Genomic DNA, 26,987 nt, shown 5'->3' with positions numbered 1-26,987 from the left:
CCATAAACACCAGTTAATGATAAAAGAAATCGAAACATTTTTCAACCCATTCTAAAATCCATTTTTGAGAAAAAATTGCAACAGGCAGATGAATCGTCTAAGAACGCAGCCAGAAAGGTCCAAACCTGGGAATCTGCCCCGCCCCACGCCGCTTTTTATTGTAATTTCCCCCCGAATATGCTATTGTATAGTTTGAAAGTCTGTGTGCCGCCGGGGCAATTGCTTTAAGTTGGCGGCATTGTTGAAGAAATGTAGCTGTGAAGATACTCCACAGTTACAGAGAAATATAAGAAAGAAGGTGAAGCTATGGTTGAATTAGACCAGTTCAAGAGCATTCTTGCAACATACACAGAACCATTAGTGGAAGTGAGGGATTCACTTTGACCTGGCTAACAAAGAAAAGCGGGTTGAAGAATTAGAGCGCGAAATGGAAGCGCCTGATTTCTGGGATAATGCAGAAGTTTCCCAGAAGAAAATGAAAGAATTAAAGAGCATGAAGGACGACATGGAGACCTATCAGAATCTGGTAACCCAGAAAGAAGATATGGAAACCCTGATCGAGATGAGCTATGAGGAAAATGATCCGTCCATGATCGAAGAGATCCAGGAAATGTTAGACGAGTTCCAGGCACAGTTTGACAGCATCCGTGTGAAGACACTTCTCTCCGGAGAGTACGACAGCGAGAATGCGATCATCAAGCTGAATGCAGGAGCCGGTGGAACAGAAGCCTGCGACTGGTGCAGCATGTTATACCGTATGTACACACGCTGGGCTGAACGGAAAGGCTTTTCCATTGAGGTGCTGGATTATCTGGACGGCGATGAAGCTGGCGTGAAATCCGTTACTTTCCAGGTAAATGGAGAGAACGCATACGGTCTTCTGAAATCCGAGAAAGGTGTCCACCGTCTGGTTCGTATTTCCCCGTTCAATGCGGCTGGAAAGCGTCAGACCTCTTTCGTATCCTGCGATGTAATGCCGGATATTGAGAAAGACCTGGATGTAGAGATCAACGACGAAGATATCCGTATTGATACCTACCGAAGCAGTGGTGCTGGTGGACAGCACATCAACAAGACCTCATCCGCTATCCGTATCACCCATTTCCCAACTGGAATCGTGGTACAATGTCAGAATGAGCGTTCTCAGCATATGAATAAAGACAAGGCTATGCAGATGCTGAAAGCGAAGCTGTATCTTCTGAAACAGCAGGAAGCAGAAGCCAAGCTTTCCGGAATCCGGGGCGAAGTAACCGATATCGGCTGGGGCAACCAGATCCGTTCTTACGTTATGCAGCCATACACCATGGTCAAGGATCATCGTACCAACGAGGAGACCGGAAATGTAGATGCAGTTATGGATGGTGCCATTGATATCTTTATTAATGCATATCTGAAATGGATCGCACTTGCAAAGAAGCCAGTGCAGCAGCAGTAAATGAAAATGGCGGCTGTGACGGCAGGAATTTGCAGGGCGCAGTGAAAGTGGAAGGAAATGCAGGATGCCAAAGACAACAGATAAGAATAAGTATTTTGTAGTAAGGGAACGGGCGGTACCAGAAGTACTTCTGAACGTAGTTGCTGCGAAGAAGCTGCTGGAATCCAAGCGTGCGGCCACTGTTCAGGAGGCAGCAGATGCAGTTGGGATCAGCCGGAGTTCTTTCTATAAATACAAAGATGATATTTTTCCCTTCCACGAGGAAGCCAAAGGAAAAACTATCACATTTATTATACAGATGGATGATGAGCCGGGAATTTTATCCAATGTTCTTCGGGCTATTGCAGAAAACCATGGCAATATTCTGACCATACATCAGAGTATTCCCATCAGTGGGATTGCCACTCTTACCTTAAGTGTGCAGATCCTTCAGGGTGAAGGGGACGCAGAGGCAATGGTGGATGACATTGAACAGATGGAGGGAATCCATTATTTAAAAATATTAGGCAGGGAGTAACGGACAGATGATAAATATTGCAGTGTTAGGATATGGCACAGTTGGAAGCGGGGTAGTAGAAGTCATCCGCACCAACCATGAGCTGATTAACAAAAGAGCCGGGGAAGAGCTTAAGATCAAGTATGTTCTGGATCTTCGCGAGTTTCCGGGAGATCCGGTAGAAGAGATCCTGGTTCATGATTTTGAGCAGATCGTAAATGATCCGGAAGTTGAGATCGTAGTAGAAGTAATGGGTGGAACCGGTGCTGCCTATACCTTTGCCAGGAGAGCACTTGAGGCTGGCAAGAGTGTGTGTACCTCCAATAAAGCACTGGTTGCCAAATACGGCCCTGAGCTTATGGAAATCGCGAAGGAGAAGGAAATCAATTTCCTTTTCGAAGCAAGCTGCGGCGGTGGAATTCCCATCATCCGCGCCATCAACGGTTCTCTTACAGCAGATGAGATCGACGAGGTTACTGGAATTTTAAATGGAACCACCAACTTTATGCTGGATAAGATGAATACAGAGGGTGCTGATTTTAACACCGTTCTGAAGGAAGCGCAGGAGAAGGGCTATGCAGAGGCAGACCCTACTGCTGATGTGGAAGGACAGGATGCATGCCGCAAGATCGCCATTCTTTCCTCTCTGGCATATGGAAAATTCCTGAATTTTGAGAATGTTTACACAGAAGGAATTACTACGATCACACCAGAGGACATGGAGTACGCAAGAGAGATGGGAAAAAGCATTAAACTTCTTGGTACAAGCAAGAGAGTAGGAGAAGATTCCTTCTACGCACTGGTTGCACCTTTCCTGGTAGGACAGGAGAACCCTCTTTACAGCGTAAACGGCGTATTCAACAGTATTTTTGTACATGGAAATATGCTGGGCGACGCTATGTTCTACGGAAGCGGAGCTGGCAAACTTCCTACTGCAAGTGCAGTTGTAGCAGACGTTGTGGAGGCTGCAAAGCACCTTCATGATACCATTCCCAATAACTGGAATAATGAAGAGATGACGCTCATGGAGCCAGATTCTGTAGAAGGCCGTTTCTTTGTCCGTGTGAAGGATACTTCCCTGGATGAAGTGGATAAGGCCTTTGGCAAGGTGGAGACTGTGATCGAGCCAGATTCCCTTCCGGAAGAATTTGGTTTTGTTACCGGACTTATGACACAGGGCGAGTACAAAGAGCGTGTGAAAGCGCTTGGAGAGAACGTTCTGGGCATGATCCGTGTGAAAGACTGATAGGATTAAGCTGCAGCTGTTCAGGTGATGGACAGCTGCGCCAGGTTATCTGCCTGTGCAGATAAAAATAAAACTGACAGCGTGAAAGGATAAACTATGCTGATAGTTAAGAAATTCGGCGGTACCTCCGTTGGTGACAAAGAGAGAATGTACAATGTAGCCAACCGTTGTATCGAAGAATATAAAAAAGGAAATGACGTGGTGGTTGTTTTGTCCGCCATGGGAAAATACACAGATGAGCTTATCAGTATGGCTCATGATATGGACGACAAGCCGCCAAAGCGTGAGATGGATATGCTTCTTACCATTGGGGAGCAGATGTCCGTATCTCTGATGGCAATGGTAATGCATAAGCTGGGCGTTCCGGCAATTTCCCTGAATGCTTTTCAGGTGACCATGCATACCACAAGCAGCCATCAGAATGCAAGATTAAAAAGAATCGACACAGAGCGTATCCGCCGTGAGCTGGATGTCCGCAGGATTGTCATCGTTACCGGATTCCAGGGAGTGGATAAGTATGATGACTATACTACCCTGGGACGAGGCGGTTCTGATACCACTGCCGTGGCACTGGCAGCAGCGCTTCATGCAGACGCCTGCGAGATTTATACAGATGTGGACGGCGTTTACACTGCCGACCCGCGTAAGGTTCCAAATGCCAGAAAGCTGAAAGAGATCACATACGATGAGATGCTGGATCTGGCAACATCAGGAGCGGGTGTACTTCACAACCGTTCTGTGGAAATGGCGAAGAAATACGGAGTGCCCCTTGTGGTCCGCTCCAGCCTGAATAACAGTGAAGGAACGGTAGTTAAGGAGGTTGTTAGCGTGGAAAGAATGCTGATCAGCGGTGTTGCGCTGGATACAGACGCTGTGAGGATCGCAGTACTGGGACTTCGTGATGTGCCTGGTGTTGCATTTAAGGTATTTGATACCCTTGCAAAGAAAAATATTAACGTAGATGTTATCCTGCAGTCTATCGGACGTGCAGGAACAAAGGACATCTCTTTTACAGTAAATAAGGATGATCTGGATGATGCAGTTGCCACTCTGGAGGAGAACCAGGAGCGCCTTGGCTTCAAGGAGCTTCACTCTGAGCGCAATATTGCCAAGCTTTCTATTGTTGGCTCCGGTATGCTCAGCAATCCTGGCGTGGCTGCCAAGATGTTTGAGAGCCTTTACAATGAAGGGGTAAACATCAACATGATCTCCACATCCGAAATCCGTATTACCGTCCTCATCAACGAAAAAGACGGAATCCGGGCTATGAATGCAGTACACGATGCTTTCGGCCTTGCCGACTGATCGAATATACATTCTAAGGAGGAATTTCTGTATGAAAAGAAAAGTATTGGGAGTGCTTTTTACAGCAATGTGCCTGTGTGCGGTTCCGTCCGCGGCTTATGCAGAGGCACAGGAAGCCGAAAATACAGAGGCAGCAGGAGAGGCTGCGGATGAGCCTGAGGCTGGTGCAGAAACGGTTACAGAGTTGTCCGACAGCCTGTACGATTTTCAGGTGAAGATCGGGGATAAGGTTTACCAGTTCCCTATGTATTACGAGGATTTTGTAGCAGACTGGACACTTGGCAAGAACGAGGACCCGGAGATGGGCGTTGGAACTAATTCCTATGGTTCCATCAGTTTTTACAAAGGGGACGACCGCGTTTCCGTAGATGTGATCAATCTTGGAATCAATCAGCTGCCATTAAACCAGTGTCTGGTGGCAGGAATTGATATTGATGCAAGCTATGATTTCGATGTGGCGGCTACTCCTGTAGAACTGCCTGGCGGAATCGTAATGGGAAAATCCAATTTTGATGATATCAAAGCTGCTTATGGTGATCCAAGCGATACTTACGAGGGAGACCTGTATACCAAGTATTCCTACTCGAAAGATTATTACGAGGAAGTTCACTTCTATGTATATAAGGACGACAATACTCTGAAGCAGGTAGATATGCGAAACTTCGTAGAGCCAGAAGGATATGACAAGGGAAGTGTAAGCGAAGAAGTTCCGGAAATCGTATCTTCCTATACCGATCCTACAGAGCTTGGAGATGATCTGCTGGCCCCACAGGTGGAATTCTGCGGAGATCTTTATTCCCTTCCAGCTCCGGTATCTGCATTCCTTGAGAATGGCTGGGAGCTTCAGGACGTGGAAGACGGTGCTTATGTGGCTGGCCGGGATCTGGAATTTGTAGACATGATGAAGAATAACCAGAGTGTGCATTTCAGTGTTTACAATTTTACCCAGAATGCAACTGCCATCGAGAACTGTTTTGTACGGGAGCTTGAGGTAGGAAATTACGACAGTGATGCTCTTACCCTTACCCTTTCCGGCGGATTTACCCTGGGTGCGAAGAAGGCGGACCTGATCGCAGCTGCTGAGGAAAAGGGCTATGCGTGTGATGAGGACGGAGATTACCTGAATATTTATAAGACTGCAGATACCAAGATTGACAACCGGGCACAGTTCTGGTTTAACAAGGATGAAGATCCGGATACAGTGGCAAGTGTTGCGTACAGAAATGAAATTCTTCCGGAATAAGGGAGAACGCGATCTGGAGGTTTTGCAGAAATTAGTAACAGGAGGGGAAATATGAGCGACTATGTGATCAGCTGCTGTTCTACAGCAGACCTTACGAAAGAACATTTTGAGAAAAGAAATATTTCCTATATCTGCTTTCATTATGAATTAAATGGAAAAGAATATGCAGATGATCTGGGACAGTCTATGCCATTTGACCAATTTTATAAGGCCATGCAGGATGGTGCATCCACCAAGACTTCCCAGGTAAATGCAGATGAATTTGAAGAATATTTCGAAGGATTTCTGAAAGAGGGCAAAGATGTGCTCCACATCTGCCTGTCTTCGGGAATTTCTGGTGTTATCAATTCAGCTAACGTTGCAAAAGAGGATCTGGAGGAGAAATATCCGGGGCGTAAGATCCTGGTGGTGGATTCTCTGGGAGCATCCTCCGGATATGGGCTTTTTATGGATAAACTTGCAGACCTTCGGGATGAGGGCAGATCCATTGAGGAAGTTCATGCCTGGGCGGAGGAACACAAGCTGAACCTGCATCACTGGTTCTTTTCCACAGACCTTACGTTTTATATCAGAGGAGGCCGTATTTCCAAGGCCAGCGGCTTTTTCGGCACTATGCTGAATATCTGCCCGCTGCTGAATATGGATGATCAGGGGAAACTGATCCCAAGATTTAAGATCCGTACCAAGAAAAAGGTGATCCGGGCTATTGTAGACAAAATGGAAGAGTACGCTGAGGGCGGACTTGACTATAATGGGAAATGTTATATTTCCCAGTCTGCGTGCATAGAGGATGCCAGGGAAGTGGCAAGGCTGGTGGAAGAGCGTTTCCCGAAATTAAATGGGAAAGTAGAGATTAACAACATCGGAACCACCATCGGAAGCCATACAGGTCCTGGTACGGTAGCGCTGTTTTTCTGGGGAAGCAAGAGGACGGCGTAATTAAAAAATTACAGATGTCAGATGGAAGAATGCTATATTGGGAACAACTGGCATGGCTTAATGGAGCAAAAGTGAAAACAGCGAAATGGTGCTGCAATATATCTGGCCGGGATGCATCAGAATCCCGGCCTGCTGTTTCACTGTAAAGGAGAATGATGATTATGAAAAAAAGAAGTACGAAGGAAATCAAACTGCAGGCAAAAAAGGCATTGCAGGGACATGTTGGAACTGTGATCCTTGGGCTTCTGGCAGTGTATGGTCTGAATACTTTAGGAACAATCCTTTCTACCAATTTATTTTCTGGCACATCCGCGCTGGATCTGGTTCTCAGCGAAGTATTTATGCTGGTGGTGTCACTGATCGTGGGAATCATTTCCGCTGGTCTGGGGTATATGCTTTTGAATATTTCCAGGGGAAAGGAGTTTTCTCTGGGAGATCTGGGCTACTTTTTCAAAAACCAGCCAGACAGGGTGATCGTTGCAGGCTTTGTGCTGGCGCTGATCCAGCTGGTCACAGCGATCCCTTACTATTATGTGAGCTTTACCACAGATCCGGGACTGACTGTGGATTCCCAGATCCAGTGGCTTTCCATGACTCTGGGACTGCTGGCTGTAAGCACTTTGCTGAAATTTCTTATTTCCCTTCCATTTGCCATGACCTATTTTCTCATGGCGGATGACACAGAGCTTGGAGGAATCCAGGCACTGAAAGAGAGCGCAAGGCTGATGAAGGGAAATATCTGGAGATATGTGAAGCTGAATCTCAGCTTTATCCCGCTTTTGTTATTATCTGTGTTCACGTTCTATATTGCACTTTTCTGGATCATGCCTTATATGGAAATGTCCATGGTGGCATTTTACCGGGATCTGGATGGGGAACTGGACTACAGACTGCCAGGAGATGGAGCTGCTGACGGCGGCTTTCATAACTGGACCAATGATTCTGGAAACGGATATGATACAGAAAATAATGACGGTTACAGAAATTAGAAATACAAGCAACAAGAGGAGATTGAAAAAATGGATATTTTACAGGCAATCACCCAGGAACTTGGGGTGCAGAAATGGCAGGTAGAAGCTGCTGTTAAATTGATCGATGAGGGAAACACCATCCCTTTTATTTCACGATATAGAAAAGAAGCTACCGGAACCTTAAATGACGAGCAGCTTCGTAACCTGAACGAGAGACTGACTTATCTTCGAAATCTGGAAGACAAGAAGAACCAGGTCCTTTCCAGCATTGAGGACCAGGGCAAGCTGACAGAAGAGCTGAAGGCACAGATCCTGGCAGCACAGACACTGGTAGTCGTAGAGGACCTTTACCGCCCGTACCGTCCGAAGAGACGTACACGAGCAACCATTGCCAAGGAAAAAGGCCTGGAGCCGCTGGCAAATATCATTATGCTCCAGATGACCAACAAGTCTATTGAAGAAGAGGCAGAAGCCTTTGTTTCTGAGGAAAAAGAGGTGGCTTCTGTGGCAGATGCCATCGCTGGTGCGAAGGATATTATTGCCGAGCATATTTCTGACGAGGCAGATTACCGAATCCACATCCGCGACCTTACTGCGAAGAAAGGAACCATCAGTTCTGTGGCAAAGGATCCGGAGGCACAGTCTGTTTATGAAATGTACTATGATTTCGAGGAGCCGGTGAAGAAGCTGGCCGGACATCGTGTGCTTGCCCTGAACCGTGGTGAGAAGGAGAAAATCCTCACGATCAAAGTGGCAGCTCCGGAGGAAGACATCCTCCGTTACCTGGAGAAGCAGGTGATCACCCGTGAAAACCCGTTTACCACACCAATCCTGAAGGAAGTGACAGAGGACAGCTACAAGCGTCTGATCGCTCCTGCAATCGAGCGTGAGATCAGAAGTGATCTGACCGAGAAAGCAGAGGACGGCGCCATCAAAGTCTTTGGCAAAAACCTGGAGCAGCTTCTTATGCAGCCTCCAATCGCTGGACAGACTGTACTTGGCTGGGACCCGGCTTTCCGTACTGGCTGTAAGCTGGCTGTTGTAGATCCAACTGGAAAAGTTCTGGATACTACAGTTGTTTATCCTACTGCTCCTACCAATGAGAAGAAGATCCGCGCGGCAAAGGATACGGTGGAAGCTATGATCAGGAAATACGGTATTTCCCTGATCTCTGTTGGAAATGGTACTGCTTCCAGAGAGTCTGAGCAGGTGATCGTAGATATGCTGAAGGAGATCCCGGAGGCAAAGGTTCAGTATGTGATCACAAATGAGGCTGGTGCTTCTGTTTATTCTGCAAGTAAGCTTGCGACAGAAGAGTTCCCGAATTTTGATGTAGGACAGAGAAGTGCGACCTCCATTGCAAGACGTGTGCAGGATCCGCTGGCAGAGCTGGTTAAGATCGATCCGAAGTCTATTGGCGTTGGCCAGTACCAGCATGACATGAACCAGAAGAAGCTGGGCGAGGCTTTGACTGGTGTGGTTGAGGATTCTGTAAATAAAGTCGGTGTAGACTTAAATACTGCATCTGCATCCCTTCTTGAGTATATTTCCGGTGTTTCCAAGGCCATTGCAAAGAACATCGTTGTTTACCGTGAGGAGAACGGCCGCTTCACAAGCAGAAAAGAGCTTTTGAAGGTAGCGAAGCTTGGACCGAAGGCATTTGAGCAGTGTGCTGGTTTCATGCGTATTACAACAGGCGGCTCCAATCCTCTGGATGCTACAAGCGTTCATCCGGAGAGCTATGAGGCAGCTTCTAAGCTCCTCGAGAAGCTTGGATATTCCGCTGAGGATATTGCTGGCGGCAAGCTGGCTGGACTTTCCAGACAGATCAAGGATTACAAGAAGACAGCAGAAGAGCTGGAAATCGGTGAGATCACACTCCGCGATATTGTAAAAGAGCTGGAGAAACCGGCCCGTGACCCACGTGATGAGATGCCGAAGCCGATCCTTCGTACCGATGTACTGGATATCAAGGACCTGAAAGAGGGCATGATCCTGAAGGGAACGGTCCGCAACGTAATTGATTTCGGTGCTTTTGTTGATATCGGAGTTCACCAGGACGGACTGGTTCACATTTCCCAGATGAGTGAGAAATTTATCAAGCATCCGCTGGAAGCAGTCAGCGTTGGAGATGTTGTGGAGGTTCGCGTCCTTGGCGTAGATGAGAAGAAGAACCGGATCAGCCTTTCTATGAAAGGGCTGAATAAATAAAGAGAAGAGGGAAAAATCTAGTTCTCTCCTTTCTGGCAATGCCCTGCAGACTATAGATTATTACTGTTCACTTTGTTCACAGCAACACGCTTCGCGCTGCATAGAAAGACGCAAACTTAATTCTCATAGGTTTCATGCCGGGTATGAGTTATTAGAGAGTTGGATAAAAAATGTTGGAAAATATACTTTTTGTATATCTAATTATAATTAATATTATAGCTTTCGGGATGTATGGCATAGACAAGCAGAAAGCAATCAAAAAGCAGTGGCGCATCCCGGAAGCCCAGCTTCTGGCGGTGGCTGCCATTGGCGGCTCCGCCGGCGCCCTTCTTGGAATGCAGTTTTTCCATCATAAGACCAGAAAGTGGAAATTCCGCCTGGGCGTGCCGCTGATCCTGGCGGTGCAGTTGATACTGTGGAGAGTCTTGCAGTAGACGGTGGATAATTTAGCGAAAAAATGAATTGCCGGTGGAAAACGTGTTAGAGTCCGTTTGAAAAATCATTCCTGCAATCTGCACGTCCCACTTTGCAGTATAGTTCACCCGAATTCGGTTACCACAGCCCGCTGCGGTGCCCTTATTCGGGCAAAATCAAACATGCTCAGGGAAAGGACTGACGAAAAGGAGATGAGAATTTGGAAGGACAGGTAATAGAAAACGCAGTCCAGGAGACTGTGCAGGAAACAGTGGATAAGGTAAGCTCCAACTGGGAACAGATCAAGACTTACTTTAACGGTCATATTCCGGATTTGATCAGCTTCGGAATGAAAGTGGTTCTTTCCATTGTGGCTTTTTATGTGGGAACCAAACTGATCAAGTGGTTTCTGAAGCTTGCCAGGCGTTCTATGGAAAAGGCAGGAATAGATAAAGGCGTAGCCCAGTTTATCTGCTCTTTTGGAAGATTTCTTCTCTATCTGATCCTGGTATTTAACATTGCAACCAATTTCGGTGTGAAGGAATCCTCAGTGGCTGCTCTTTTGGGAACTGCCGGTGTTACCATCGGTCTTGCCCTGCAGGGCGGTCTGGAGAATCTGGCAGGCGGTGTGATGCTGCTTTTGTTCAAACCTTTTCAGGTAGGAGATTATATTATTCAGGATCAGGCTGACGGTACAGAGGGAACTGTGTATAAGATTGAAATCTTTTACACTACTCTGATCACCATTGACAATAAACATGTGATCATTCCCAATGGAAAGCTGTCCAACAGCACCATTATTAATGTAACTGCCCGGAATTTGCGCAACCTGGAGATCAAAGTGGGAATTTCCTACGATTCCGACATTAAAAAAGCCAAAAAGCTTCTGCAGCACATTTTACAGGAAGATCCCGGAACCAAGTCCGACAAAGACATGATCGTCTTCGTAGATGAACTTGCCGACAGCGCCGTAGTCATGGGCCTCCGCGTCTGGGTTCCCACCGACAAGTACTGGAAGACCAAATGGCGCCTCAACGAAAAGATCAAAGAGTCCTTCGACGCCAACGGAATCTCCATTCCTTATCCACAGATGGATGTGCATGTGGTGGAGACAACTACTGTGGAGAAAAGTTCCAAATAAAACGGTTAATACTTTGACAATATAAAATATGAAAAAAATTTATAAATGCCTTGTATATTGATAGAAAGTATGCTAGTATATTAACAAAGCATATTTCTACTAATATTCAAGGCATTTTATGCGTCCTATAATATCTATTTCATTTCAGAAATTCATGCTTTTAACCCGATAATCTTAATTTAAAAGCAGAAGATCTGAATGCAGACGCGAAAAGTGTAAGCCCGTCAACAGGACATCTTCTGCAGCACAGGGAGGTGCCCGAAACGGCAGGAAAAGTCAAAGTAAAACTGGATATCATACTAAAGAATTTCTGGAGAGATAATGCACGCTTTGCAGATTTATTTAATGCTGCATTATTTGATGGCAGACAGGTACTAAATCCAGACGATCTTATGGAGTGCGACACAGACGTTTCTTCCATAGTGAAATTTAATAATCATGCCCAGACAGTACAGAAGATATATGATGTGGTGAAGAAGACCGCGTATGGAACGGAGTTTGTGCTTTGGGGGCTGGAAGACCAGAATAAGATCCATTATGCCATGCCTCTTCGCCATATGCTTGGGGATTCTTTTTCTTACTTAAAAGAATATAATGAGATTGCTGCCAGGAATAAGGAGGAGAAAGCTGTGGGATATGTGAGACAATACTGGTGATTTTTTAGAAACACTTAATAAACATGAGATAATTCCCAGGATTATTTATTACAAAACCTGCCGCAAATGTGTTATAATGTGGACATCTGTTGAATAACCGTTAAAAAAGATACTTACGAGGTGTAAAGTTTATGAAATACAGAGATGAGTTCCACATTGCATCCACTGCAATTCTGCTCAGTGTAGCTATGGTTGGAATTTCCGTAGTCGTTCCCAAGGAGAGCAGAGTTCCGACTGCTAAAACTACGTTAACAGAGGCTCCAGAAACAGCCGCAGAAGCAGAGGCTGCACAGCAGGAAGAATTTCCAATTTACAGTCAGGACAGTAATTATGATGATTCTTACGATTACAGTCAGGACGATAGTTCCTACGATGACAGCTATGATTCTTCGGACAGCGATTCTTCTGATAGTGACCAGATCACTTATCCTACAGATGATTCTGAAGATGGCTCAGGAAGTGACACATCCGATATCCCGGATTATACAGAAGATACCTCCGATGATTCCGGACAGGATGACAGTGAGAACTGGGATTATATTGACAATGGCGGTGATACCAGTTCCGATAATGGAGACTATACAGAGGATACTTCTGATCAGGATATTGAATATTACGAATAAATGTATTTACCGATACGTATACTTGATTGGGAAGTTGCATTGTCGTAACCGAAAAGCGTGAACATTAATAATAAAATCCCCGAAACTTCTACCTCTTAAAGACTTAACCAGTCTATAATACTGAGATATGATTTCGGGGATCTTTTTACAAGTTAATCTTATTTTACATTATGAAAACTTCAGCTTTCATATCAAAATCTGATTTCCCTGCTTTTATTTTATCTTATTCAAAAATTCAAAGGGTTCCTTATCTTCCAGAAAATGCATCAGCATATATGCTGTCATGATTGCTACATTCTCTTCTTTCAGAATTCGCTTTACTTCCTCACGGTCAGCCAGAACCACTTCGATCTCTTCGGTGTCTTCCTGCGCCTTGGAACTGATCTCGCCGCTGGCATAGCCGTATACAGTTGCACAGGATTCGTCTGTCATTCCAACCGTGGTAAAATAAGGCTTCTGGTAAGCTTCTGCTACCGGAATTGGATCAAGTTTCAAACCTGTTTCTTCATACATTTCCCGGACGGCACCTTCATGGTAATTCTCGTTTGGCTCTACAAGACCTGCTGGAAATTCATAAATATAATCGCCCAAAGTATAACGATACTGGCGGATTAAAACCACTTTATCATGCTTTTCGCCATAAATACTGTAAATGATCACACCATCCGGATTATTCTTCCGAGTTACCATTTTCAAGCTGTCTACGTCTTTGGCACGAGAAGCTACAAAATAGTTTACCGGGGTGTTGTGTACGCTGGTGGCTTTTACATTATAAAGGTTTACATAACGATTATCTGTCTGTTTGGTAATGCTGTTGATTTTTCCCATAGGAACCTCTTTTCGTCAGTTGTTGCTGTTCAATGCAGAGGTCTGACGAAGTTACTTATCGATCTGGACAGCAAGCCCCGCGAATCTAACCTGGAACAGCTTCATCAGTCACCGCGGAGAATCACACGGATTCTTTTATAAATAAAGAACACGATCACTGAGGTTAATGTGTATTTAAATAAGTTGAATGGTACAAGGATCATAATTGCAAAAGTAAGAAGGTTGGTTACACCGCTGTGGACTGCTGCACCCATTTCAATAAAGGCCTGCACTGGCATTCCAAATGCTTTGCCGTAAGCAGGAAGCAGTACAAATGCATTTACAAAACAAGCAAGGATCGTGGTAAGAATTACACCAACGGCCATACCTGCTACTGCGTGTGCTCTTGTCTTCTTATGCTGATAACGATAGATCAGCCCGGCAGGAATTACATAAGAACAACCGAAGAGGAAGTTTGCCACATCACCAACACCTGCTGTCATAGTTCCTTTGGTTACCAGATGTACCAGGATCTTCACCAGTTCGATCAGCATACCTGCTACAGGTCCCATTGCAAAAGAACCGATCAATGCTGGAATCTCGGAGAAATCCAGCTGGTAAAAGGACGGTGCAAGAAATGGCAGCGGCACCTCAAAATTCATCAACACACCTGCCACAGCACCTAACATTGCCACCTGTGCAATGGTTCTGGTGCGGCTTCGCTCCATTACGTTTCCATTTCTGATTACTTGTTCGCTCATACTCATCGCTCCTTAAATTATAATATTTAAAGAAAATTTCTGCAAGTATGGGTTAAAATCTACTTCAGCATGCAGGAAAATAGTTGTTACTGTTTACACGGCATTTTTCCAATGCATAGAAAATGATTCCAACCACATAAAAAAGCCCCGGAATCTCTTCCAGGGCTATGAGCACGTACAAATAAATATCAACCGATCTAAATATTCTGCGCGTTCTTCTCTCATCCAGACTTTACTGTCGGTTTTGGAATTTCACCAAATCAGCCGCCGTAGCGGGTCGCGGACTATACCGCCGGTAGGGAATTTCGACCTCAAAGGATTTCGATCACCCTGCCCCGAAGAAATTTTCTTTTCATGGTGGATTATACAATAGATATCTTGTAATTTCAATATGGATTCTTAATTTTTTTGAAAAAATCGCCAGGTTTGAAAGTTAAACTATATTGTACACAGAACAAGAAACGTTGGCTTTGCAAATTTGATTTCCCTTTCCTTTACGCCAAAAACGTCCCCAACAAAGCCGAATACTGCTCCACCAGCGTATCCTCCGAAACCTGGCCTTTGGCGGTGATCCAGTATCTTAAAATTTGAATGATCCCACCGGAATAATAGGAGGCGGCGATTTCAGGAAGGATCTGCTGCAGATGGTCTGCAGATCCTGAGCGGGACAGCTCTTCCAGAAAGGACACCCGGATCTCCTCCGCCAGAATGTCCAGCAGAATGGAAAATGCGTTGCTGCTGAACGCATTCTGGACCATGGCCATATGAGCAGACAGATAATGGACTACCTGCCGGAACATGTGGATGGAAAATTCCCGCAGATTTTTATTTTCCATGGGCTCCGTCCAGTTCTGGATAAAATTATCCCGGTTCTGCCGGACGAAGTAGGCAAAAAAGTCATATTTATCCAGAAAATGGGTATAAAAGGTGGCGCGTCGGATCAGCGCCTTTTCACACAGTTCGTTCACCGTAATGTCTTCGAATTTCTTCTTGCTGAGAAGCTCAATAAAGGCATTGCATAACATTTGATTGGTTCTTACAAATCTTAAATCCTTATCCTTCGCCATAATATCTCCTTTATTTCGAAATGGACATTTTCAATACTACGTCAATTATCTTACAATCACCAGATAACTGTACGTTGCATTTTTTCTCCATATCATTATCATAATAAATTAAAAGACAAATGTCAAATAAATATTAAAAAGATGATATCAAAAAGAAAACGGATATTACGAAAAAATAGTAAAGGAGAAGAAAATGAAAAAATTTTACAGCGGTGTAATCAAATGCCGATATGGAATTATGGTATTGTTTGTAATCGCGGCGCTTTTGGGCGGTTACTGCCGGAACCTGGTAAAAGTTGATTACGACATGAACGACTACCTTCCGGAGACTTCCCCATCTACGGTGGCCCTGGATGTGATGAACGAAGAGTTTGACGGCGCCATCCCAAATGCCCGTGTAATGATAAAAGTGGAGGACAAAAAGGAAGCCCTGGCTCTTTCCACAAGCTCCATTCTGTCCAGTGGTCTGACCACCGTAATCGGTTTCCTGGCCCTGGTGATGATGCGTTTCGGAATCGGTCCTGACCTTGGTCTGGCACTGGCAAAAGGTATTGCCATCAGTCTTCTGACTGTATTTCTTTTCGTGCCGGGCCTGATCCTGGTCAGCTTTAAATGGATGGACAAAACCAGACATAAATCTTTCATGCCGTCCTTCAGAGGTCTTGGAAAAGTGATCAGCAAGGCTATGTACCCAGTGGGAATCATCTTTGTGTGCCTGATCATTCCGTCTTACATAGGCAGCAACAGCAATGCTTATTACTATGGATCTTCCCATATTTTTGGAAGCGAGACCCGTCTGGGAAAAGATACCGCCAAGATTGAGGATGTATTTGGAAAAAGTGATAACTATGTGCTGATGGTTCCAAAGGACGACACCGTGACGGAGCAGAAGCTGATCGATGAGCTGAATGATCTCCCGGAATTAAATTCCATGACTGCCCTGCGTGAGATGGTTGGACCGGCTGTACCGGCAAGCTCCATTCCGGATACCCTTCTGAAAAAGCTGCAGTCTGACAAGTACGACCGTATTGTTCTGAACGTAGCCGTAGATTATGAGGGCGACCAGACCTTTTCCCTGGTGGAAAAAATCCGTGATATTGCCCAGGAGTATTACCCGGATGAATATTATCTGGCTGGTGAGGGTGTAAGTACCTATGACCTGATGGATACCATCACAGCGGATATGGTGAAGGTAAATCTGCTTGCCATCGGTGCGGTATTTGTGGTGCTGCTTCTGACTATGAAATCGGTGGTTCTGCCAGTGATCCTGGTGCTGACCATCGAGACTGCGATCTGGATCAACCTGTCCATTCCCTATATTACCGGACAGTCTATTTTCTACATTGCATACCTGATTATCAGTTCCATTCAGCTGGGTGCTACTGTGGATTATGCGATTTTGTTCACGGAGCGTTATAAGGAAAACAGGCAGACGTTGGACAAAAAAGAGAGCATTGTGGAGACGGTCTCCAATGTAACGGTGTCTATCCTGACCTCAGGTGTGATCCTGACGGTAGTTGGGTTCCTGCTTGGAATTATTTCCACCCATGGACTATTGTCCCAGTTGGGATATTTCCTTGGAAAAGGTACTATTTGTTCTATGATCGCAGTATTATTTGTTCTGCCTTGTTTCCTGTATGTGACAGATGGAATATGTATTGAACGAAAGAAGCGGAAACAGGGAAAGAAATGATAAAAAAATCATATAAGGAGCAATTTATTATGAAAAATTATAACAAAATTATCATTTTATGCCTATCGGTTCTGATCCTTATCCAGGGCGCCGGGCTGGTGGTGAATTTTCAGGAGAAACGGATGCTGTCAGAAAAGCTGGAGGCTTATGAGGAGAAAGTAAGCTCCTATGAGGAGAAGCTGGATAAGGTGGATACCCTGCTTTCCGAAACTGGAGATTTGCTGGAAAGTATGAATGGTGTTATGGATAATGTAAATACAGTTATGAAGAATGTAGATACGGCAATCAGCAATTTTTCCCTCTTTAAGTAGGTGTGTGGCAGGCGGACGCCCGTGAACGGTGGTGTGTTGCGGACAACGGCAAAAATCGGGATTTTGCTCCGCCACTTATTTCAAGCCCCATAAACAAACTCGCCTAAAGGCTCAGACAGTGTTTATGGGGCTTGAGCTATGCTCACAAAATCCCGATTTTTACCTAACTGTCCTTAACACACCATCATTCACGGGCTGTCTATAGTAGAAATTTGGTACTATATTGAAAAATAAGAAGGAGGTCAAAAGAAAAATTTCATTGGCAATGCGCTCATATCTAGAACACATCGTCTGAGAGGTTCTTCAATATTCTGCAATTTGAGTTTGAGATTGATCTGCATCTTCACGAAGATCACGAATGCGCTGGATATAACTCAAAAATGTTACTTCTACCTAAATAGGCTACGGAAACCTTGATATAGTACAAATGTTTACTATTAAAAATAGTAAACATTTGTACTAAAATAAGATTGAAAGCAAAAGCTTTGCATGCCAAAAGGAGAAAATAATTTGTAATTATAAGGTTGTTGTCTAAGATAGAAAACATGCTTATAGACTCAAATAAGCTGAATAAATGATAAGAGAGTAAGGATGAAAATGCTAATGTAAATAGATAGATGAAGTTGAAAATTTTTACTGTAAATGAAAGTGAAAAGGAGTTTTGTGCATGGGCTGGATTGTTATGATATTTATTCTGTTGGTGATAATTTCAAATTATCCCATAGTAGGAATTGTTTTAGCGTTGCTTGTAATTGGAGGTGGGGTATATTTTTATTTTTCTTCACAAGAGGAAGAAAAAAAGAAAGCGGAATTGAATCGGATTTGTTTTCATAATATTAAGAGTTGTCGAGAAATGTTTGAAAGTTATTTCAATGTTTCATTTAATAAACCACTCTATATAAATCTGGATGAGTGGTACTATGAGTGGAACTATTATTATATATCTGAAGGTCCTGAAAATAAATTTTTTTTAATTATAAATGCTGCTGAGGGAAAAGCAATAGGAATATTTAATGATTGTGTAATTGTTGATGGTGTAGAGAAACTGGTAAAAAAAAGAATTTTTGAGTATTCTTCACCTGATGAATGGAAATGCATAAGTGAAATTAGTCGTAGAGAAGTGTATTTATATATAAGTGGATATTATGAAAACGGATTTAGACCATATTATGAAATAAATGAAAATAAATATGATGGTATTTTAGAATGGGATTTAAAGGCAGATCAAATTGATGGATGGGCATTTTCTTTTGGAATAGTGAAACCCGGACATGATGGGGGAGATTATATACAATTTAAAAAATATTATTATTAGGAGGAGAAAACATATGCCATATTGGAAAAAAGAAAAATATATGGATTCGACAGGAAGTTGGAGGGAGCCAGATGATGATTATGTAGATGCATTCGGAGCCTGGCATAGAAGTGATGATATGTATAGGGATTCTTCTGGAGCATGGAGAGATGTAGAAGATATGTATAGAGATGCATCTGGAGCTTGGCGAAAACCAGGAGAAGAATATATAGATGAGAGTGGAAATTGGAGAAAGCAAAAGGTGATAGTATCGTTTTTTACAATACATATCCATTCACATAAACTATAATACGGACAACTTAAGAAAAATAACCAACAATAAAGACAAAGGCGTCTGCAATTCGTTTTGCAGGCGCCTTTTTTCGTACTTGAAAAGGGGGAAATACCATGGGCACACGTATTACGGAGCATCCGATCTTAGGAGTCCCGCAGAAGGGCAGATTAGTAAATTTCACATATGACGGACAAAAAATCCAGGGCTATGAAGGGGAACCGATCGCGGCGGCATTGAAGGCGGCTGGAATCCTGATCCACCGTTATACAAAGAAAGAGCACACACCGCGAGGTATCTTTTGTGCCATTGGAAGATGTACCGACTGTGTCATGGTGGTAGACGGAGTTCCAAACGTGAGAACCTGTGTAACCCCGCTGAAGGCAGGAATGAAGGTTCAGACACAATACGGTGTATCAGCAGAGCCGTTTGAGGAACAGAAATAGGAGGGCAGACAAGATGAAAAGATATGATTTGATCGTAGTTGGCGCAGGCCCGTCTGGTCTGTCAGCGGCAATTGAGGCAGCAAAAAGAGGACTGAAGGTAGTTGTATTTGATGAGAATGAAAAGCCTGGTGGACAGCTTTTTAAGCAGATTCATAAATTCTTCGGCTCCAAAGAGCACAAGGCGAAGATCAGAGGCTTTGTCATCGGGGAAGAACTTCTGGCAGAGGCAGCCAGTGCAGGTGTTGATGTAGAGCTGAATTCTACCGTAATTGGAATGTATCAGGACAAAGAAATCGTGGTAAAAAAGGGCGAGGAAATTTTCCATTATAAAGGAGATGCCACCATCATTGCCACAGGCGCAGCGGAAAACATGGTCACCTTCGAAGGCTGGACGCTTCCCGGTGTGATCGGAGCAGGCGCAGCCCAGACCATGATGAACCTTCACGGCGTAAAGCCTGGCAACCGGATCCTGATGCTGGGAAGCGGAAATGTTGGTCTGGTAGTCAGCTTCCAGCTGAAACAGTGTGGCTGTGACGTGGTTGCGCTGGTGGATGCGGCACCGAGAATCGGCGGTTACGGCGTACATGCCGCAAAGGTTGCCAGAACCGGAGTTCCCTTTTATCTTTCCCATACCATTGTGAAAGCAGAAGGAAAGGATCATGTGACCGGAGTTACCATTGCAGAGGTGGACAGCCATTTCCAGTTCATTCCAGGTACGGAAAAGCATTTTGATGTGGATACCATCTGCCTGGCAGTTGGCCTTTCCCCAATGTCCCAGCTGTTAAAAATGGCTGGCTGTGAGATGGAAGACAATCCGAAGCGGGGCGGTCAGGTGCCGATCGTAGATGAATATGGAGAGACTTCTATTAAAGGAATTTTCGTAGCAGGTGATGTATCCGGAATCGAGGAAGCAAGCTCCGCCATGATCGAAGGAAGAATTGCAGGAATCGCAGCTTCCAAATATCTGGGCTACATAGATGAGGCAGAACTGGAAGAAGGGGCAAAGGTAAACGAGGCAGCTCTTGACGGACTTCGCCAGGGCATGTTTGCCCCAAAGAACAGAGGCAAGCTGATCGAAAAGACAGAGGAGGGAATCGACGTTTCCATGAATCTTCTCACAAAAGGCTATGTGGCAGATGAGGAAATCGAGCGTTTCCCAGGTGTTACCCACAGAGCAGGTGTTCACCCGGTAATGGAGTGCACACAGAACATTCCCTGTAACCCCTGTCAGGATGCATGTCCAAAGCATTGCATCAAGATCGGAGCACACATTACCTCGCTTCCGGCAGTGGAAGAAAACGCCGCCTGTGTGGGCTGCGGAATGTGCGTAGCATCCTGTTCCGGACAGGCAATCTTCCTGGTAGATGAAACCTTTGAACCTGGTTTTGCCACAGTCACCATTCCGTATGAATTCCTTCCTTTACCGGAAAAAGGGGAAAAAGGATTGGGACTTGGAAGGAACGGCCAGCCGGTTTGTGAGGCAGAGGTGGTATCGGTAAAGAGTGCGAAAGCCTTTGACCATACCAGTCTTCTTACCATAAAGGTTCCGGCAGACATGGCAATGAAGGCCAGATTTTACAGAGCAAAATAAGGCGGAGGGATTGTATGATGGAAAGTATTTATGACAGAACCGTTCAGCTGGGAGAATACGTCCCGGAGCCTGACGATGACAGAATTATATGCAGATGTGAGGAAGTAACAAAAGGAGAGATCAGAAGAGCTGTTCACGATGGAATGTTTACCATCACAGAAATCCGGCGATATCTCCGCTGTGGAATGGGGCTTTGCCAGGGACAGACCTGTGCCAAACTGGTAAAAAGGATCGTGGCGACGGAGCTTGGAGTTTCTCCGGCACTTCTGGAACCAGCAACTTCAAGAGCACCTATTAGACCTTTAGAGATGAAAATTTACGCAAAGGAAGGTGAGGACGATGAGTAAGACAGCAGATGTGATCATTGTGGGAAGCGGCGTAATTGGATGCGCTACCGCCTATTATCTGGCGAAAAAAGGAACTTCCGTTATCGTCCTTGACCGTGACGAGAGTATTGGAAATGGCGGCTCTGCAAGAAATGGCGGTGGTGTCCGCCAGTCCGGACGAGATCCAAGGGAGCTGCCGCTGGCAATGTATGCGGTAAAAAATATGTGGCCGGTTCTTTCAGAAGAACTGGGGATCAATGTGGAATATCATAAGGAAGGCAACCTGAGACTAGGAAAAACGGCTCATCATATGGAAATCCTTCAGGGACTTACAGACCGGGCAACGGCCTGCGGACTGGATGTAAGGATGATCGACGGAAAAGAGGTCCGGGAGATCAATCCTTTCTTAAGTGATGAGGTAATTGGAGCCAGCTGGTGTGCCACAGATGGACATGCGAACCCGCTTTTGACTACTTTGGGCTATTACAGGGCAGCAAGGCGGCTGGGCGTTCAGTTTTTCACCGGGGAAGAAGTGGTAGAGCTTCAGAAGGTGAAGGGAAAACTGAGAAAGGTTATTACCCGGAAAAACGTTTACCAGGGCGATAAGGTAATTGTGGCAGCTGGTTACGCAAGCAGAAAGATTCTTGGCACTGTAGGGATTGACATTCCTATGTCAAATGATCTGATCGAGGCGCTGGTTACTGAGGCAGAGCCAAAAATGTTCGGGCAGATGCTGGGCACAGCGGATGCTGATTTCTATGGACATCAGACAGATCACGGTTCCTTCGTATTTGGCGGGGCTTCCGGTTTTGAGACGGTGAATAAGGATAATGGACATAATATGACTTCGGGGATCACAGCACCTTGTATCTGCCGTGGAATTATGAAGTATATCCCGAAGCTGGCAAATGCAAAGATCGTGAGAACCTGGGCTGGTTATGAGGATGTTTGCATTGACGGTGTGCCGGTTCTGGGAAATGTGGACGAGGTGCCGGGGCTGATCGTGGCCTGTGCGTTTACCGGACATGGATTTGGAATTTCACCGGTCGTAGGAAAATTGCTGGCAGAGACCGCATTGGAGGAGGAGACAAAGTTGGATTTATCAGCATTCAGGTATGATAGGTTTCATGCGGCAATTTAGGGGATTCAAGGCGGACGCATTCGGACAATGGTTATTACTCACCCGCCGGCGCAATAACCATTGCCCAAATTCTGATAACATGTTTGGATAAATTGGAAAAAGTTAAAAATTTCACACGTTAAAATGGCAGTGTACAAAAATAAAAAGATGTGCTATACTCCATCCTAGCGAAGCCAAGCGAAATAAAGCGGCTCCTGGATGAGTATATATGACAGATACAGACTCAGAAAGGAGATTTGCGATATGGATTCCAAGATTGATTTCTTATATTTAAGTGAACCGGATATGATCAAAGCAGGCGTAAAGGATATGAAATCCTGCGTGGATGTGATGGAGGATCTTTTGGTTACATTGTACAAAGGTGACTACGTAATGGGAGGTGCAAACCACAATTCCCATGGCTGCATGATCATGTTCCCAGATGATCCCCAGTTCCCTGGAATGCCGAAGAACGCAGATGACAGAAGATTTATGGCAATGCCGGCGTACCTGGGCGGCAGTTATCAGCTGGCTGGAATGAAGTGGTATGGCTCCAACGTAGATAACAAGAAGGTGGGCCTGCCCCGTTCCATTCTGATGATGATGCTGAACGATAAGGATACCGGTGCTCCGCTGGCGCTGATGTCAGCGAACCTGGTAAGTGCTTACCGTACCGGCGGAATTCCAGGAGTGGGAGCCAAATATCTGGCAAGAAAAGACTCAAAGGTAGTTTCCATTATCGGACCTGGTGTTATGGGAAAAACATCTCTGGCAGCTTTTGTCAGCGTTTGCCCGAACCTGGATACGGTGAAGATCAAGGGCAGAAGCCAGCGGTCTCTGGATGCTTTTACCAAGTTTATCCGGGAGGAACTGCCACAGATCAAAAATATTGAGATCTGTGATTCTGTGGAGGCAGCAGTAAAGGACAGCGATATCATCAGCTTTACCACAACTGTCCGCGACGATGTTTCTTCCTTCCCTTATATCAGCGGGGACTGGATCAAAAAGGGTGCACTGATCAGCATGCCGTCAGCTGCAAGATTTGACGATGATTTTCTTGCTGGCTGCAAGCTGGTGGTGGATAACTCCAAGCTTTATGAGGCCTGGGAGGAAGAGTATCCTTATCCCACCTATCCGCAGGTGCAGATCATTGGAACCAAGTTCACGGATCTGAAGCATGATGGAAAAATAGAGGCGGAAGACATTATCGACATCACAGACATCATTGAGAAGAGACATCCGGGAAGAACAAGTGATGATGAGATTATCGTATATTCTGTTGGAGGCATGCCTGTTGAGGATATTGCCTGGGGTGGAACCGTTTATCGCAATGCAGTGAAGCTTGGCATCGGAATAAAATTACCGCTGTGGGACAAACCCGAGATGGCGTGAGGAAAGCTTATGCCAAAGTAAGCTGGCGCAGAATACTTCTGAAAGGAAGTCTGGCAGGTCAGCTCCCTGGGATGGCTCTCGCAGGGATAAAATTCAGGAGCTGAGCCTATGGAAGACAAGAAGATTGTAACCCCAGTGCAGCCTTACCTGACACTGGACGCGGAAGACTATCAGGAGATACTGAACAGGAGAATGGGAATTTCCAGTTTTTACGAGTTTAATGTGAAAAACGGGAATTCGGGGAATTTTCGGGCAGTGCCGGATGGGAGCACAGATCTTGTCTTCGGAATCGGGGAAAAGGATGTAAAGGTTCTGGTTGGTGGAACGGTGCTGAAGGCCAAGGACTGGGAGTTCGATGATGGGAGATATTATTTTGGGGCCAGATTTTTGCCGGGAAAATGTATTTTGCCAAAATCTCTTTCCATAAAAGAAGTGGTAAATGCTGATGTGGAGATCGACCTGAATGAGTATGGAAGCGGACTTACAGAGAGTCTGGCAGAGGCATCGGATGTAAAGCAGAGGGCGCAGATCCTGATGCAGTATCTTTCCAATAATCAGAGGGAGAATTCAAGGGATTCGTCCCATGTGCTGGAAGAATATATGCGGCAGAGGATTTACGCCACAGATGGAAATATTTCCATCCAGATGTTAAGCCGTGAGACGGGATATTCAGAGTGTTACATCCGCAGAGTGTTTAAGGAGATACATGGGATTTCGCCAAAAGAGTTTGAGCGGTTTATCCGTTTTCAGGCCTTTCTGGGAGAGATCACCAAGTCGCCGGAGCAGGCGGGAAGTGAGGAGACGGCTTTGAACTGCGGGTATTATGACCAGTCCCATATGTTGAAGGATTTCCGGGTTTTTGCAGGGACGACGCCGGAGAAGTATAAGAATTATCTGGCGGCGAAGACCAGAAGTAAAAATTCAACAGTGGTGAAAATAGAATAGAAAATTAAATCTTTTAAGTTTCAGCCTCAGACATTTGAAAAATATGGATGTACAATTATTATTTATAGGTTATATTTTGCAAAATGTTTTTATTGAAAACTGCGAGCAGTAATAGTAGATAGACTAGGCAGGAGGACGATTGTTATGGAATTATCAAGAATTGAGATTATCACAGGAATGTCAAAATTTAACGGTTTGAAATCTGCTTTGAGTAAAGCTGGTGTCAGAGGAATGACCGTGACACAGGTGCTGGGATGTGGTATTGAGAAAGGTACCAAGGAGTATGAAGTGGATGAAAATTATGAGATGGAGCTGCTTCCGAAGCAGCAGATCGCGGTGGTTGTAGAGAAGCCCAAGGTGCCGGAGATTGTGGAGCTGATCAAGCAGGAGTTGTACACTGGACATATCGGGGACGGAAAGATTTTTGTTTATGATATTACGAATGTTATTCGGGTTAGAACTGGTGATGAGGGAATTGATGCACTTTAGGGCGTTCAAGGCGAACGCATTTAGACAGGTGTTATTTCCCGCAGATCGGTGCAAAGCAACACTTGAAATGACCTGCTGCAGGAATAGCAATTGTCCAAATGCTGTGTGTCGGCTGAGCGTAGAGTGAGCATATCATGGGTGACAAAGGAGAGTGATTCAGGATGGAAGAAAAGGACAGAACTTTGGGACTGCGGAGTGTGGTTTCCATCTCAGTGGGACTGGTTATTGCCACCAGTTGTCTGGTTTCCCTAGGACAGGGAGCTGGAAGTATTGGTGTGGTATTTATCGGGGCGATGGTAATTGCCTGTCTTCTGAATATGACCACGGTGGCATCCCTCTCTGAGCTGAATGCACTGATGCCAAATACCACAGGCGGTCTGGCGCAGTATACACTGGCCTGTATGGGACCTTTTCCCACGCTGATCTCTATGGTGGGCGGATACCTGATCTGCAATATCATGTCGTCCGGCGTTGAGGCTTCTATTTTTGCTTATGCCATGGCGTCCACTATTCATTTACCGATTCCAAGTCTGATGTATACGCTTATTATGACGGTGGTGGTTATGATTGCCAACCTGTACGGTGTGGATATGTTTGCCAAGATCCAGGATCTGGTAGCCTTTCTTCTGGTGGGTTCTATGCTGATTCTGGGTGTGATTGGAATGCTGGGGCTTGGAACTGGGGAAGTGGTGCAGCAGCCCTATAGCATGGCAGCGGATTTCAAGAGTGTTGTGTCCACAGTGGCAGTTGCCTTCTGGCTGTTTATCGGTGCAGAGTATGTAATTCCGGTATCCAAGAATGTAAAAAATGCCAAGCGAAATGTGCCCCTTGGTATGATGATCGGACTTGCCCTGATCTGTCTGGTGCAGTCGGTGATGGTGCTTGGCTTCCACAATTACACCCCATGGGCGGAACTGGAAAATTCCGCAGCGCCCCATCTGCTTTACGGTGGAAATCTTCTGGGAAATGCAGGAAAAGTGTGGATGACTCTTGTTTCTGCCCTTGCTGTTGTCAGTACCCAGAACTCTACTGTAAACGGTCTTGCCGGTATCTGCCAGGGTATGGCGAAAATGAACATGATGCCCCGTATTTTTGCAAAGACAAATAAACATGGGGTGCCCTATTTCGGAGTGATTTTTGTAAGTGTATTCATCTTTGTATTTGCCGCCCTCAGTGACGGATCCTCTGATGCCATCTCCTTCCTGATCCTGGTTGGCTCTGTTTTCTGGATGATCTCCTACATCCTGGCGCATATGGATGTGCTGATCCTGCGAAAAAGACTGCCCAAGGCACCTCGTTCCTTCAAGGTTCCCTGCGGCCCTCTTTTCCCAATTATCGGAATCTGCGGAACTGTATATATGATTCTGAATATTTCCACAGATCCGGTAGAGCGGAACATGATCTGGCTGGTAACCGGCATCACCTTCCTGGTGCTTGGAATCTATTCCTTCTTCTGGATCAAATACAAAATGAAAATGCCCGTTTTCAAGAGCGTACCCCTTCAGAAAGTTATGGCCATGGAGAACAGTATGTATTATACCATTCGGAAAAGGCGGGGAATGTGGCGGTAATGGGCAGAACGCGGCAGATAAATAATTTATAAAGAATGAGACGTTTTCTTTGTGGGTAAAGAGGACGTCTTTTTTTGTGTAATAGTGTTGTGTACTGGCAATGTTCTGCAAAGCGATTACTGTCAGGCTGTGGACAGCAGCGTCTTTTTAGGCAGGATAAAGGTTATTTATGCAAATGGTATTGTTTTAAGTGAGAAGGAAA

General features: G+C 45.2%; 29 protein-coding genes and 1 riboswitch. Of the genes, 25 read left to right on the top strand and 4 right to left on the bottom strand.

From position 1 onward, the window contains the following. Nucleotides 1–306 precede the first annotated feature (306 nt). The 9 genes from prfB (at nucleotide 307) to ACTQ50_RS01225 (ending at nucleotide 10,280) form a co-directional block, all read left to right on the top strand. Nucleotides 307–1,435, top strand: a protein-coding gene (gene prfB, locus ACTQ50_RS01265; protein ID WP_441482618.1) for a peptide chain release factor 2 whose coding sequence is annotated in 2 segments (ribosomal slippage) — nucleotides 307–381 and nucleotides 383–1,435 — 1,128 coding nt in all. Because the reading frame shifts where the segments join, the coding sequence is not laid out codon by codon here. A 64-nt stretch (nucleotides 1,436–1,499) separates the two neighbouring features. Beyond that, nucleotides 1,500–1,952 (top strand): ACT domain-containing protein, encoded by a 453-nt coding sequence (locus ACTQ50_RS01260; RefSeq protein ID WP_226822327.1) that lies wholly within the window; start codon nucleotides 1,500–1,502, stop codon nucleotides 1,950–1,952. Nucleotides 1,953–1,959: 7 nt separating this feature from the next. Continuing rightward, nucleotides 1,960–3,177 (top strand): homoserine dehydrogenase, encoded by a 1,218-nt coding sequence (locus ACTQ50_RS01255; RefSeq protein WP_441482617.1) that lies wholly within the window; start codon nucleotides 1,960–1,962, stop codon nucleotides 3,175–3,177. Between the two features lie 96 nt (nucleotides 3,178–3,273). Then, nucleotides 3,274–4,482, top strand: a complete 1,209-nt coding sequence (locus ACTQ50_RS01250) for an aspartate kinase (protein WP_441482616.1) — start codon at nucleotides 3,274–3,276, stop codon at nucleotides 4,480–4,482. 31 nt (nucleotides 4,483–4,513) lie between these two features. Then, nucleotides 4,514–5,725, top strand: a complete 1,212-nt coding sequence (locus tag ACTQ50_RS01245) for a hypothetical protein (protein ID WP_441482615.1) — start codon at nucleotides 4,514–4,516, stop codon at nucleotides 5,723–5,725. A gap of 51 nt (nucleotides 5,726–5,776) precedes the next feature. After that, complete coding sequence (locus ACTQ50_RS01240) at nucleotides 5,777–6,664, top strand: DegV family protein (protein ID WP_441482614.1); 888 nt, start codon at nucleotides 5,777–5,779, stop codon at nucleotides 6,662–6,664. A gap of 161 nt (nucleotides 6,665–6,825) precedes the next feature. Then, entirely contained in the window at nucleotides 6,826–7,653 is an 828-nt protein-coding gene (locus tag ACTQ50_RS01235) for a DUF975 family protein (RefSeq protein WP_441482613.1), read from the top strand. A gap of 30 nt (nucleotides 7,654–7,683) precedes the next feature. After that, entirely contained in the window at nucleotides 7,684–9,846 is a 2,163-nt protein-coding gene (locus tag ACTQ50_RS01230; protein ID WP_441482612.1) for a Tex family protein, read from the top strand. Nucleotides 9,847–10,016: 170 nt separating this feature from the next. Then, on the top strand, nucleotides 10,017–10,280 hold the full coding sequence (locus ACTQ50_RS01225; protein WP_441482611.1) for a DUF1294 domain-containing protein: 264 nt from the start codon (nucleotides 10,017–10,019) through the stop codon (nucleotides 10,278–10,280). Between the two features lie 12 nt (nucleotides 10,281–10,292). Here ACTQ50_RS01225 and ACTQ50_RS01220 read toward each other — a convergent pair whose 3' ends face one another. Next, a complete protein-coding gene (locus tag ACTQ50_RS01220; protein ID WP_441482610.1) occupies nucleotides 10,293–10,388 on the bottom strand; it encodes a DUF6783 domain-containing protein in 96 nt (31 codons plus the stop codon). Between ACTQ50_RS01220 and ACTQ50_RS01215 the strand changes: the two genes are divergently transcribed. The 4 genes from ACTQ50_RS01215 to ACTQ50_RS01200 all read left to right on the top strand — a co-directional run bounded on the left by ACTQ50_RS01215 (nucleotide 10,359) and on the right by ACTQ50_RS01200 (nucleotide 12,680). Further along, entirely contained in the window at nucleotides 10,359–10,496 is a 138-nt protein-coding gene (locus ACTQ50_RS01215) for a DUF6783 domain-containing protein (protein ID WP_441482678.1), read from the top strand. The genes ACTQ50_RS01220 and ACTQ50_RS01215 overlap by 30 nt on opposite strands. Then, on the top strand, nucleotides 10,481–11,401 hold the full coding sequence (locus ACTQ50_RS01210) for a mechanosensitive ion channel family protein (protein WP_441482609.1): 921 nt from the start codon (nucleotides 10,481–10,483) through the stop codon (nucleotides 11,399–11,401). The genes ACTQ50_RS01215 and ACTQ50_RS01210 overlap by 16 nt, the downstream gene beginning before the upstream one ends. A gap of 254 nt (nucleotides 11,402–11,655) precedes the next feature. Beyond that, a complete protein-coding gene (locus ACTQ50_RS01205) occupies nucleotides 11,656–12,057 on the top strand; it encodes a hypothetical protein (protein WP_441482608.1) in 402 nt (133 codons plus the stop codon). Nucleotides 12,058–12,188: 131 nt separating this feature from the next. Beyond that, complete coding sequence (locus ACTQ50_RS01200; protein WP_441482607.1) at nucleotides 12,189–12,680, top strand: hypothetical protein; 492 nt, start codon at nucleotides 12,189–12,191, stop codon at nucleotides 12,678–12,680. Between the two features lie 213 nt (nucleotides 12,681–12,893). Here the strand turns inward: ACTQ50_RS01200 and ACTQ50_RS01195 are convergent, their stop codons facing one another. The 3 genes from ACTQ50_RS01195 to ACTQ50_RS01185 form a co-directional block, all read right to left on the bottom strand. Continuing rightward, a complete protein-coding gene (locus ACTQ50_RS01195; RefSeq protein WP_441482606.1) occupies nucleotides 12,894–13,508 on the bottom strand; it encodes an NUDIX hydrolase in 615 nt (204 codons plus the stop codon). A 104-nt stretch (nucleotides 13,509–13,612) separates the two neighbouring features. Next, on the bottom strand, nucleotides 13,613–14,248 hold the full coding sequence (locus ACTQ50_RS01190; protein ID WP_441482605.1) for an ECF transporter S component: 636 nt from the start codon (nucleotides 14,246–14,248) through the stop codon (nucleotides 13,613–13,615). 209 nt (nucleotides 14,249–14,457) lie between these two features. Further along, nucleotides 14,458–14,595: riboswitch (FMN riboswitch) on the bottom strand. A gap of 147 nt (nucleotides 14,596–14,742) precedes the next feature. Further along, nucleotides 14,743–15,315: a TetR/AcrR family transcriptional regulator C-terminal domain-containing protein gene (locus ACTQ50_RS01185; RefSeq protein ID WP_441482604.1), complete on the bottom strand. Its 573-nt coding sequence runs from the start codon at nucleotides 15,313–15,315 to the stop codon at nucleotides 14,743–14,745. A gap of 193 nt (nucleotides 15,316–15,508) precedes the next feature. Here ACTQ50_RS01185 and ACTQ50_RS01180 point away from each other — a divergent pair, with 193 nt between their 5' ends. The 12 genes from ACTQ50_RS01180 to ACTQ50_RS01125 all read left to right on the top strand — a co-directional run bounded on the left by ACTQ50_RS01180 (nucleotide 15,509) and on the right by ACTQ50_RS01125 (nucleotide 26,785). Beyond that, nucleotides 15,509–17,008 (top strand): efflux RND transporter permease subunit, encoded by a 1,500-nt coding sequence (locus ACTQ50_RS01180; protein ID WP_441482603.1) that lies wholly within the window; start codon nucleotides 15,509–15,511, stop codon nucleotides 17,006–17,008. 29 nt (nucleotides 17,009–17,037) lie between these two features. Next, on the top strand, nucleotides 17,038–17,319 hold the full coding sequence (locus ACTQ50_RS01175) for a hypothetical protein (protein ID WP_441482602.1): 282 nt from the start codon (nucleotides 17,038–17,040) through the stop codon (nucleotides 17,317–17,319). A 667-nt stretch (nucleotides 17,320–17,986) separates the two neighbouring features. After that, on the top strand, nucleotides 17,987–18,634 hold the full coding sequence (locus ACTQ50_RS01170) for a hypothetical protein (RefSeq protein WP_441482601.1): 648 nt from the start codon (nucleotides 17,987–17,989) through the stop codon (nucleotides 18,632–18,634). A 13-nt stretch (nucleotides 18,635–18,647) separates the two neighbouring features. Then, on the top strand, nucleotides 18,648–18,923 hold the full coding sequence (locus ACTQ50_RS01165; protein WP_441482600.1) for a hypothetical protein: 276 nt from the start codon (nucleotides 18,648–18,650) through the stop codon (nucleotides 18,921–18,923). Nucleotides 18,924–19,021: 98 nt separating this feature from the next. After that, nucleotides 19,022–19,351, top strand: coding sequence for a (2Fe-2S)-binding protein (locus ACTQ50_RS01160; protein WP_441482599.1), 330 nt, complete (start codon nucleotides 19,022–19,024; stop codon nucleotides 19,349–19,351). A 13-nt stretch (nucleotides 19,352–19,364) separates the two neighbouring features. After that, nucleotides 19,365–20,942 (top strand): FAD-dependent oxidoreductase, encoded by a 1,578-nt coding sequence (locus ACTQ50_RS01155; RefSeq protein WP_441482598.1) that lies wholly within the window; start codon nucleotides 19,365–19,367, stop codon nucleotides 20,940–20,942. Between the two features lie 14 nt (nucleotides 20,943–20,956). Next, nucleotides 20,957–21,289, top strand: a complete 333-nt coding sequence (locus tag ACTQ50_RS01150) for a (2Fe-2S)-binding protein (protein ID WP_441482597.1) — start codon at nucleotides 20,957–20,959, stop codon at nucleotides 21,287–21,289. Then, entirely contained in the window at nucleotides 21,282–22,409 is a 1,128-nt protein-coding gene (locus ACTQ50_RS01145) for an NAD(P)/FAD-dependent oxidoreductase (protein WP_441482596.1), read from the top strand. Before ACTQ50_RS01150 ends, ACTQ50_RS01145 begins: the two co-directional genes overlap by 8 nt. A gap of 243 nt (nucleotides 22,410–22,652) precedes the next feature. Further along, on the top strand, nucleotides 22,653–23,780 hold the full coding sequence (locus ACTQ50_RS01140) for a tyramine oxidase subunit B (RefSeq protein ID WP_441482595.1): 1,128 nt from the start codon (nucleotides 22,653–22,655) through the stop codon (nucleotides 23,778–23,780). 108 nt (nucleotides 23,781–23,888) lie between these two features. Further along, nucleotides 23,889–24,725 (top strand): helix-turn-helix domain-containing protein, encoded by an 837-nt coding sequence (locus tag ACTQ50_RS01135; RefSeq protein ID WP_441482594.1) that lies wholly within the window; start codon nucleotides 23,889–23,891, stop codon nucleotides 24,723–24,725. A gap of 144 nt (nucleotides 24,726–24,869) precedes the next feature. Next, nucleotides 24,870–25,214: a P-II family nitrogen regulator gene (locus ACTQ50_RS01130; RefSeq protein WP_441482593.1), complete on the top strand. Its 345-nt coding sequence runs from the start codon at nucleotides 24,870–24,872 to the stop codon at nucleotides 25,212–25,214. Nucleotides 25,215–25,375: 161 nt separating this feature from the next. Then, nucleotides 25,376–26,785: an APC family permease gene (locus tag ACTQ50_RS01125; RefSeq protein WP_441482592.1), complete on the top strand. Its 1,410-nt coding sequence runs from the start codon at nucleotides 25,376–25,378 to the stop codon at nucleotides 26,783–26,785. Nucleotides 26,786–26,987: the final 202 nt, after the last annotated feature.

This window comes from Blautia sp. Sow4_E7 (assembly GCF_052116245.1).
GTDB lineage: Bacteria > Bacillota > Clostridia > Lachnospirales > Lachnospiraceae > Blautia_A.
The sequence above is the reverse complement of the archived record's forward strand: the minus strand, read 5'-3'. Positions and strand labels throughout refer to the sequence as shown.

Bases quoted from the DNA above. Each gene is read 5' to 3' on its own strand.
- ACTQ50_RS01130 (WP_441482593.1), top strand. From the start codon at position 24,870: ATGGAATTATCAAGAATTGAGATTATCACAGGAATGTCAAAATTTAAC.
- ACTQ50_RS01260 (WP_226822327.1), top strand. From the start codon at position 1,500: ATGCCAAAGACAACAGATAAGAATAAGTATTTTGTAGTAAGGGAACGG.
- ACTQ50_RS01195 (WP_441482606.1), bottom strand. From the start codon at position 13,508: ATGGGAAAAATCAACAGCATTACCAAACAGACAGATAATCGTTATGTA.
- ACTQ50_RS01255 (WP_441482617.1), top strand. From the start codon at position 1,960: ATGATAAATATTGCAGTGTTAGGATATGGCACAGTTGGAAGCGGGGTA.
- ACTQ50_RS01155 (WP_441482598.1), top strand. From the start codon at position 19,365: ATGAAAAGATATGATTTGATCGTAGTTGGCGCAGGCCCGTCTGGTCTG.
- ACTQ50_RS01160 (WP_441482599.1), top strand. From the start codon at position 19,022: ATGGGCACACGTATTACGGAGCATCCGATCTTAGGAGTCCCGCAGAAG.
- ACTQ50_RS01140 (WP_441482595.1), top strand. From the start codon at position 22,653: ATGGATTCCAAGATTGATTTCTTATATTTAAGTGAACCGGATATGATC.
- ACTQ50_RS01250 (WP_441482616.1), top strand. From the start codon at position 3,274: ATGCTGATAGTTAAGAAATTCGGCGGTACCTCCGTTGGTGACAAAGAG.
- ACTQ50_RS01150 (WP_441482597.1), top strand. From the start codon at position 20,957: ATGATGGAAAGTATTTATGACAGAACCGTTCAGCTGGGAGAATACGTC.
- ACTQ50_RS01245 (WP_441482615.1), top strand. From the start codon at position 4,514: ATGAAAAGAAAAGTATTGGGAGTGCTTTTTACAGCAATGTGCCTGTGT.
- ACTQ50_RS01175 (WP_441482602.1), top strand. From the start codon at position 17,038: ATGAAAAATTATAACAAAATTATCATTTTATGCCTATCGGTTCTGATC.
- ACTQ50_RS01235 (WP_441482613.1), top strand. From the start codon at position 6,826: ATGAAAAAAAGAAGTACGAAGGAAATCAAACTGCAGGCAAAAAAGGCA.
- ACTQ50_RS01145 (WP_441482596.1), top strand. From the start codon at position 21,282: ATGAGTAAGACAGCAGATGTGATCATTGTGGGAAGCGGCGTAATTGGA.
- ACTQ50_RS01170 (WP_441482601.1), top strand. From the start codon at position 17,987: ATGGGCTGGATTGTTATGATATTTATTCTGTTGGTGATAATTTCAAAT.
- ACTQ50_RS01190 (WP_441482605.1), bottom strand. From the start codon at position 14,248: ATGAGCGAACAAGTAATCAGAAATGGAAACGTAATGGAGCGAAGCCGC.
- ACTQ50_RS01125 (WP_441482592.1), top strand. From the start codon at position 25,376: ATGGAAGAAAAGGACAGAACTTTGGGACTGCGGAGTGTGGTTTCCATC.
- ACTQ50_RS01240 (WP_441482614.1), top strand. From the start codon at position 5,777: ATGAGCGACTATGTGATCAGCTGCTGTTCTACAGCAGACCTTACGAAA.
- ACTQ50_RS01165 (WP_441482600.1), top strand. From the start codon at position 18,648: ATGCCATATTGGAAAAAAGAAAAATATATGGATTCGACAGGAAGTTGG.
- ACTQ50_RS01180 (WP_441482603.1), top strand. From the start codon at position 15,509: ATGAAAAAATTTTACAGCGGTGTAATCAAATGCCGATATGGAATTATG.
- ACTQ50_RS01185 (WP_441482604.1), bottom strand. From the start codon at position 15,315: ATGGCGAAGGATAAGGATTTAAGATTTGTAAGAACCAATCAAATGTTA.
- ACTQ50_RS01225 (WP_441482611.1), top strand. From the start codon at position 10,017: ATGTTGGAAAATATACTTTTTGTATATCTAATTATAATTAATATTATA.
- ACTQ50_RS01200 (WP_441482607.1), top strand. From the start codon at position 12,189: ATGAAATACAGAGATGAGTTCCACATTGCATCCACTGCAATTCTGCTC.
- ACTQ50_RS01230 (WP_441482612.1), top strand. From the start codon at position 7,684: ATGGATATTTTACAGGCAATCACCCAGGAACTTGGGGTGCAGAAATGG.
- ACTQ50_RS01135 (WP_441482594.1), top strand. From the start codon at position 23,889: ATGGAAGACAAGAAGATTGTAACCCCAGTGCAGCCTTACCTGACACTG.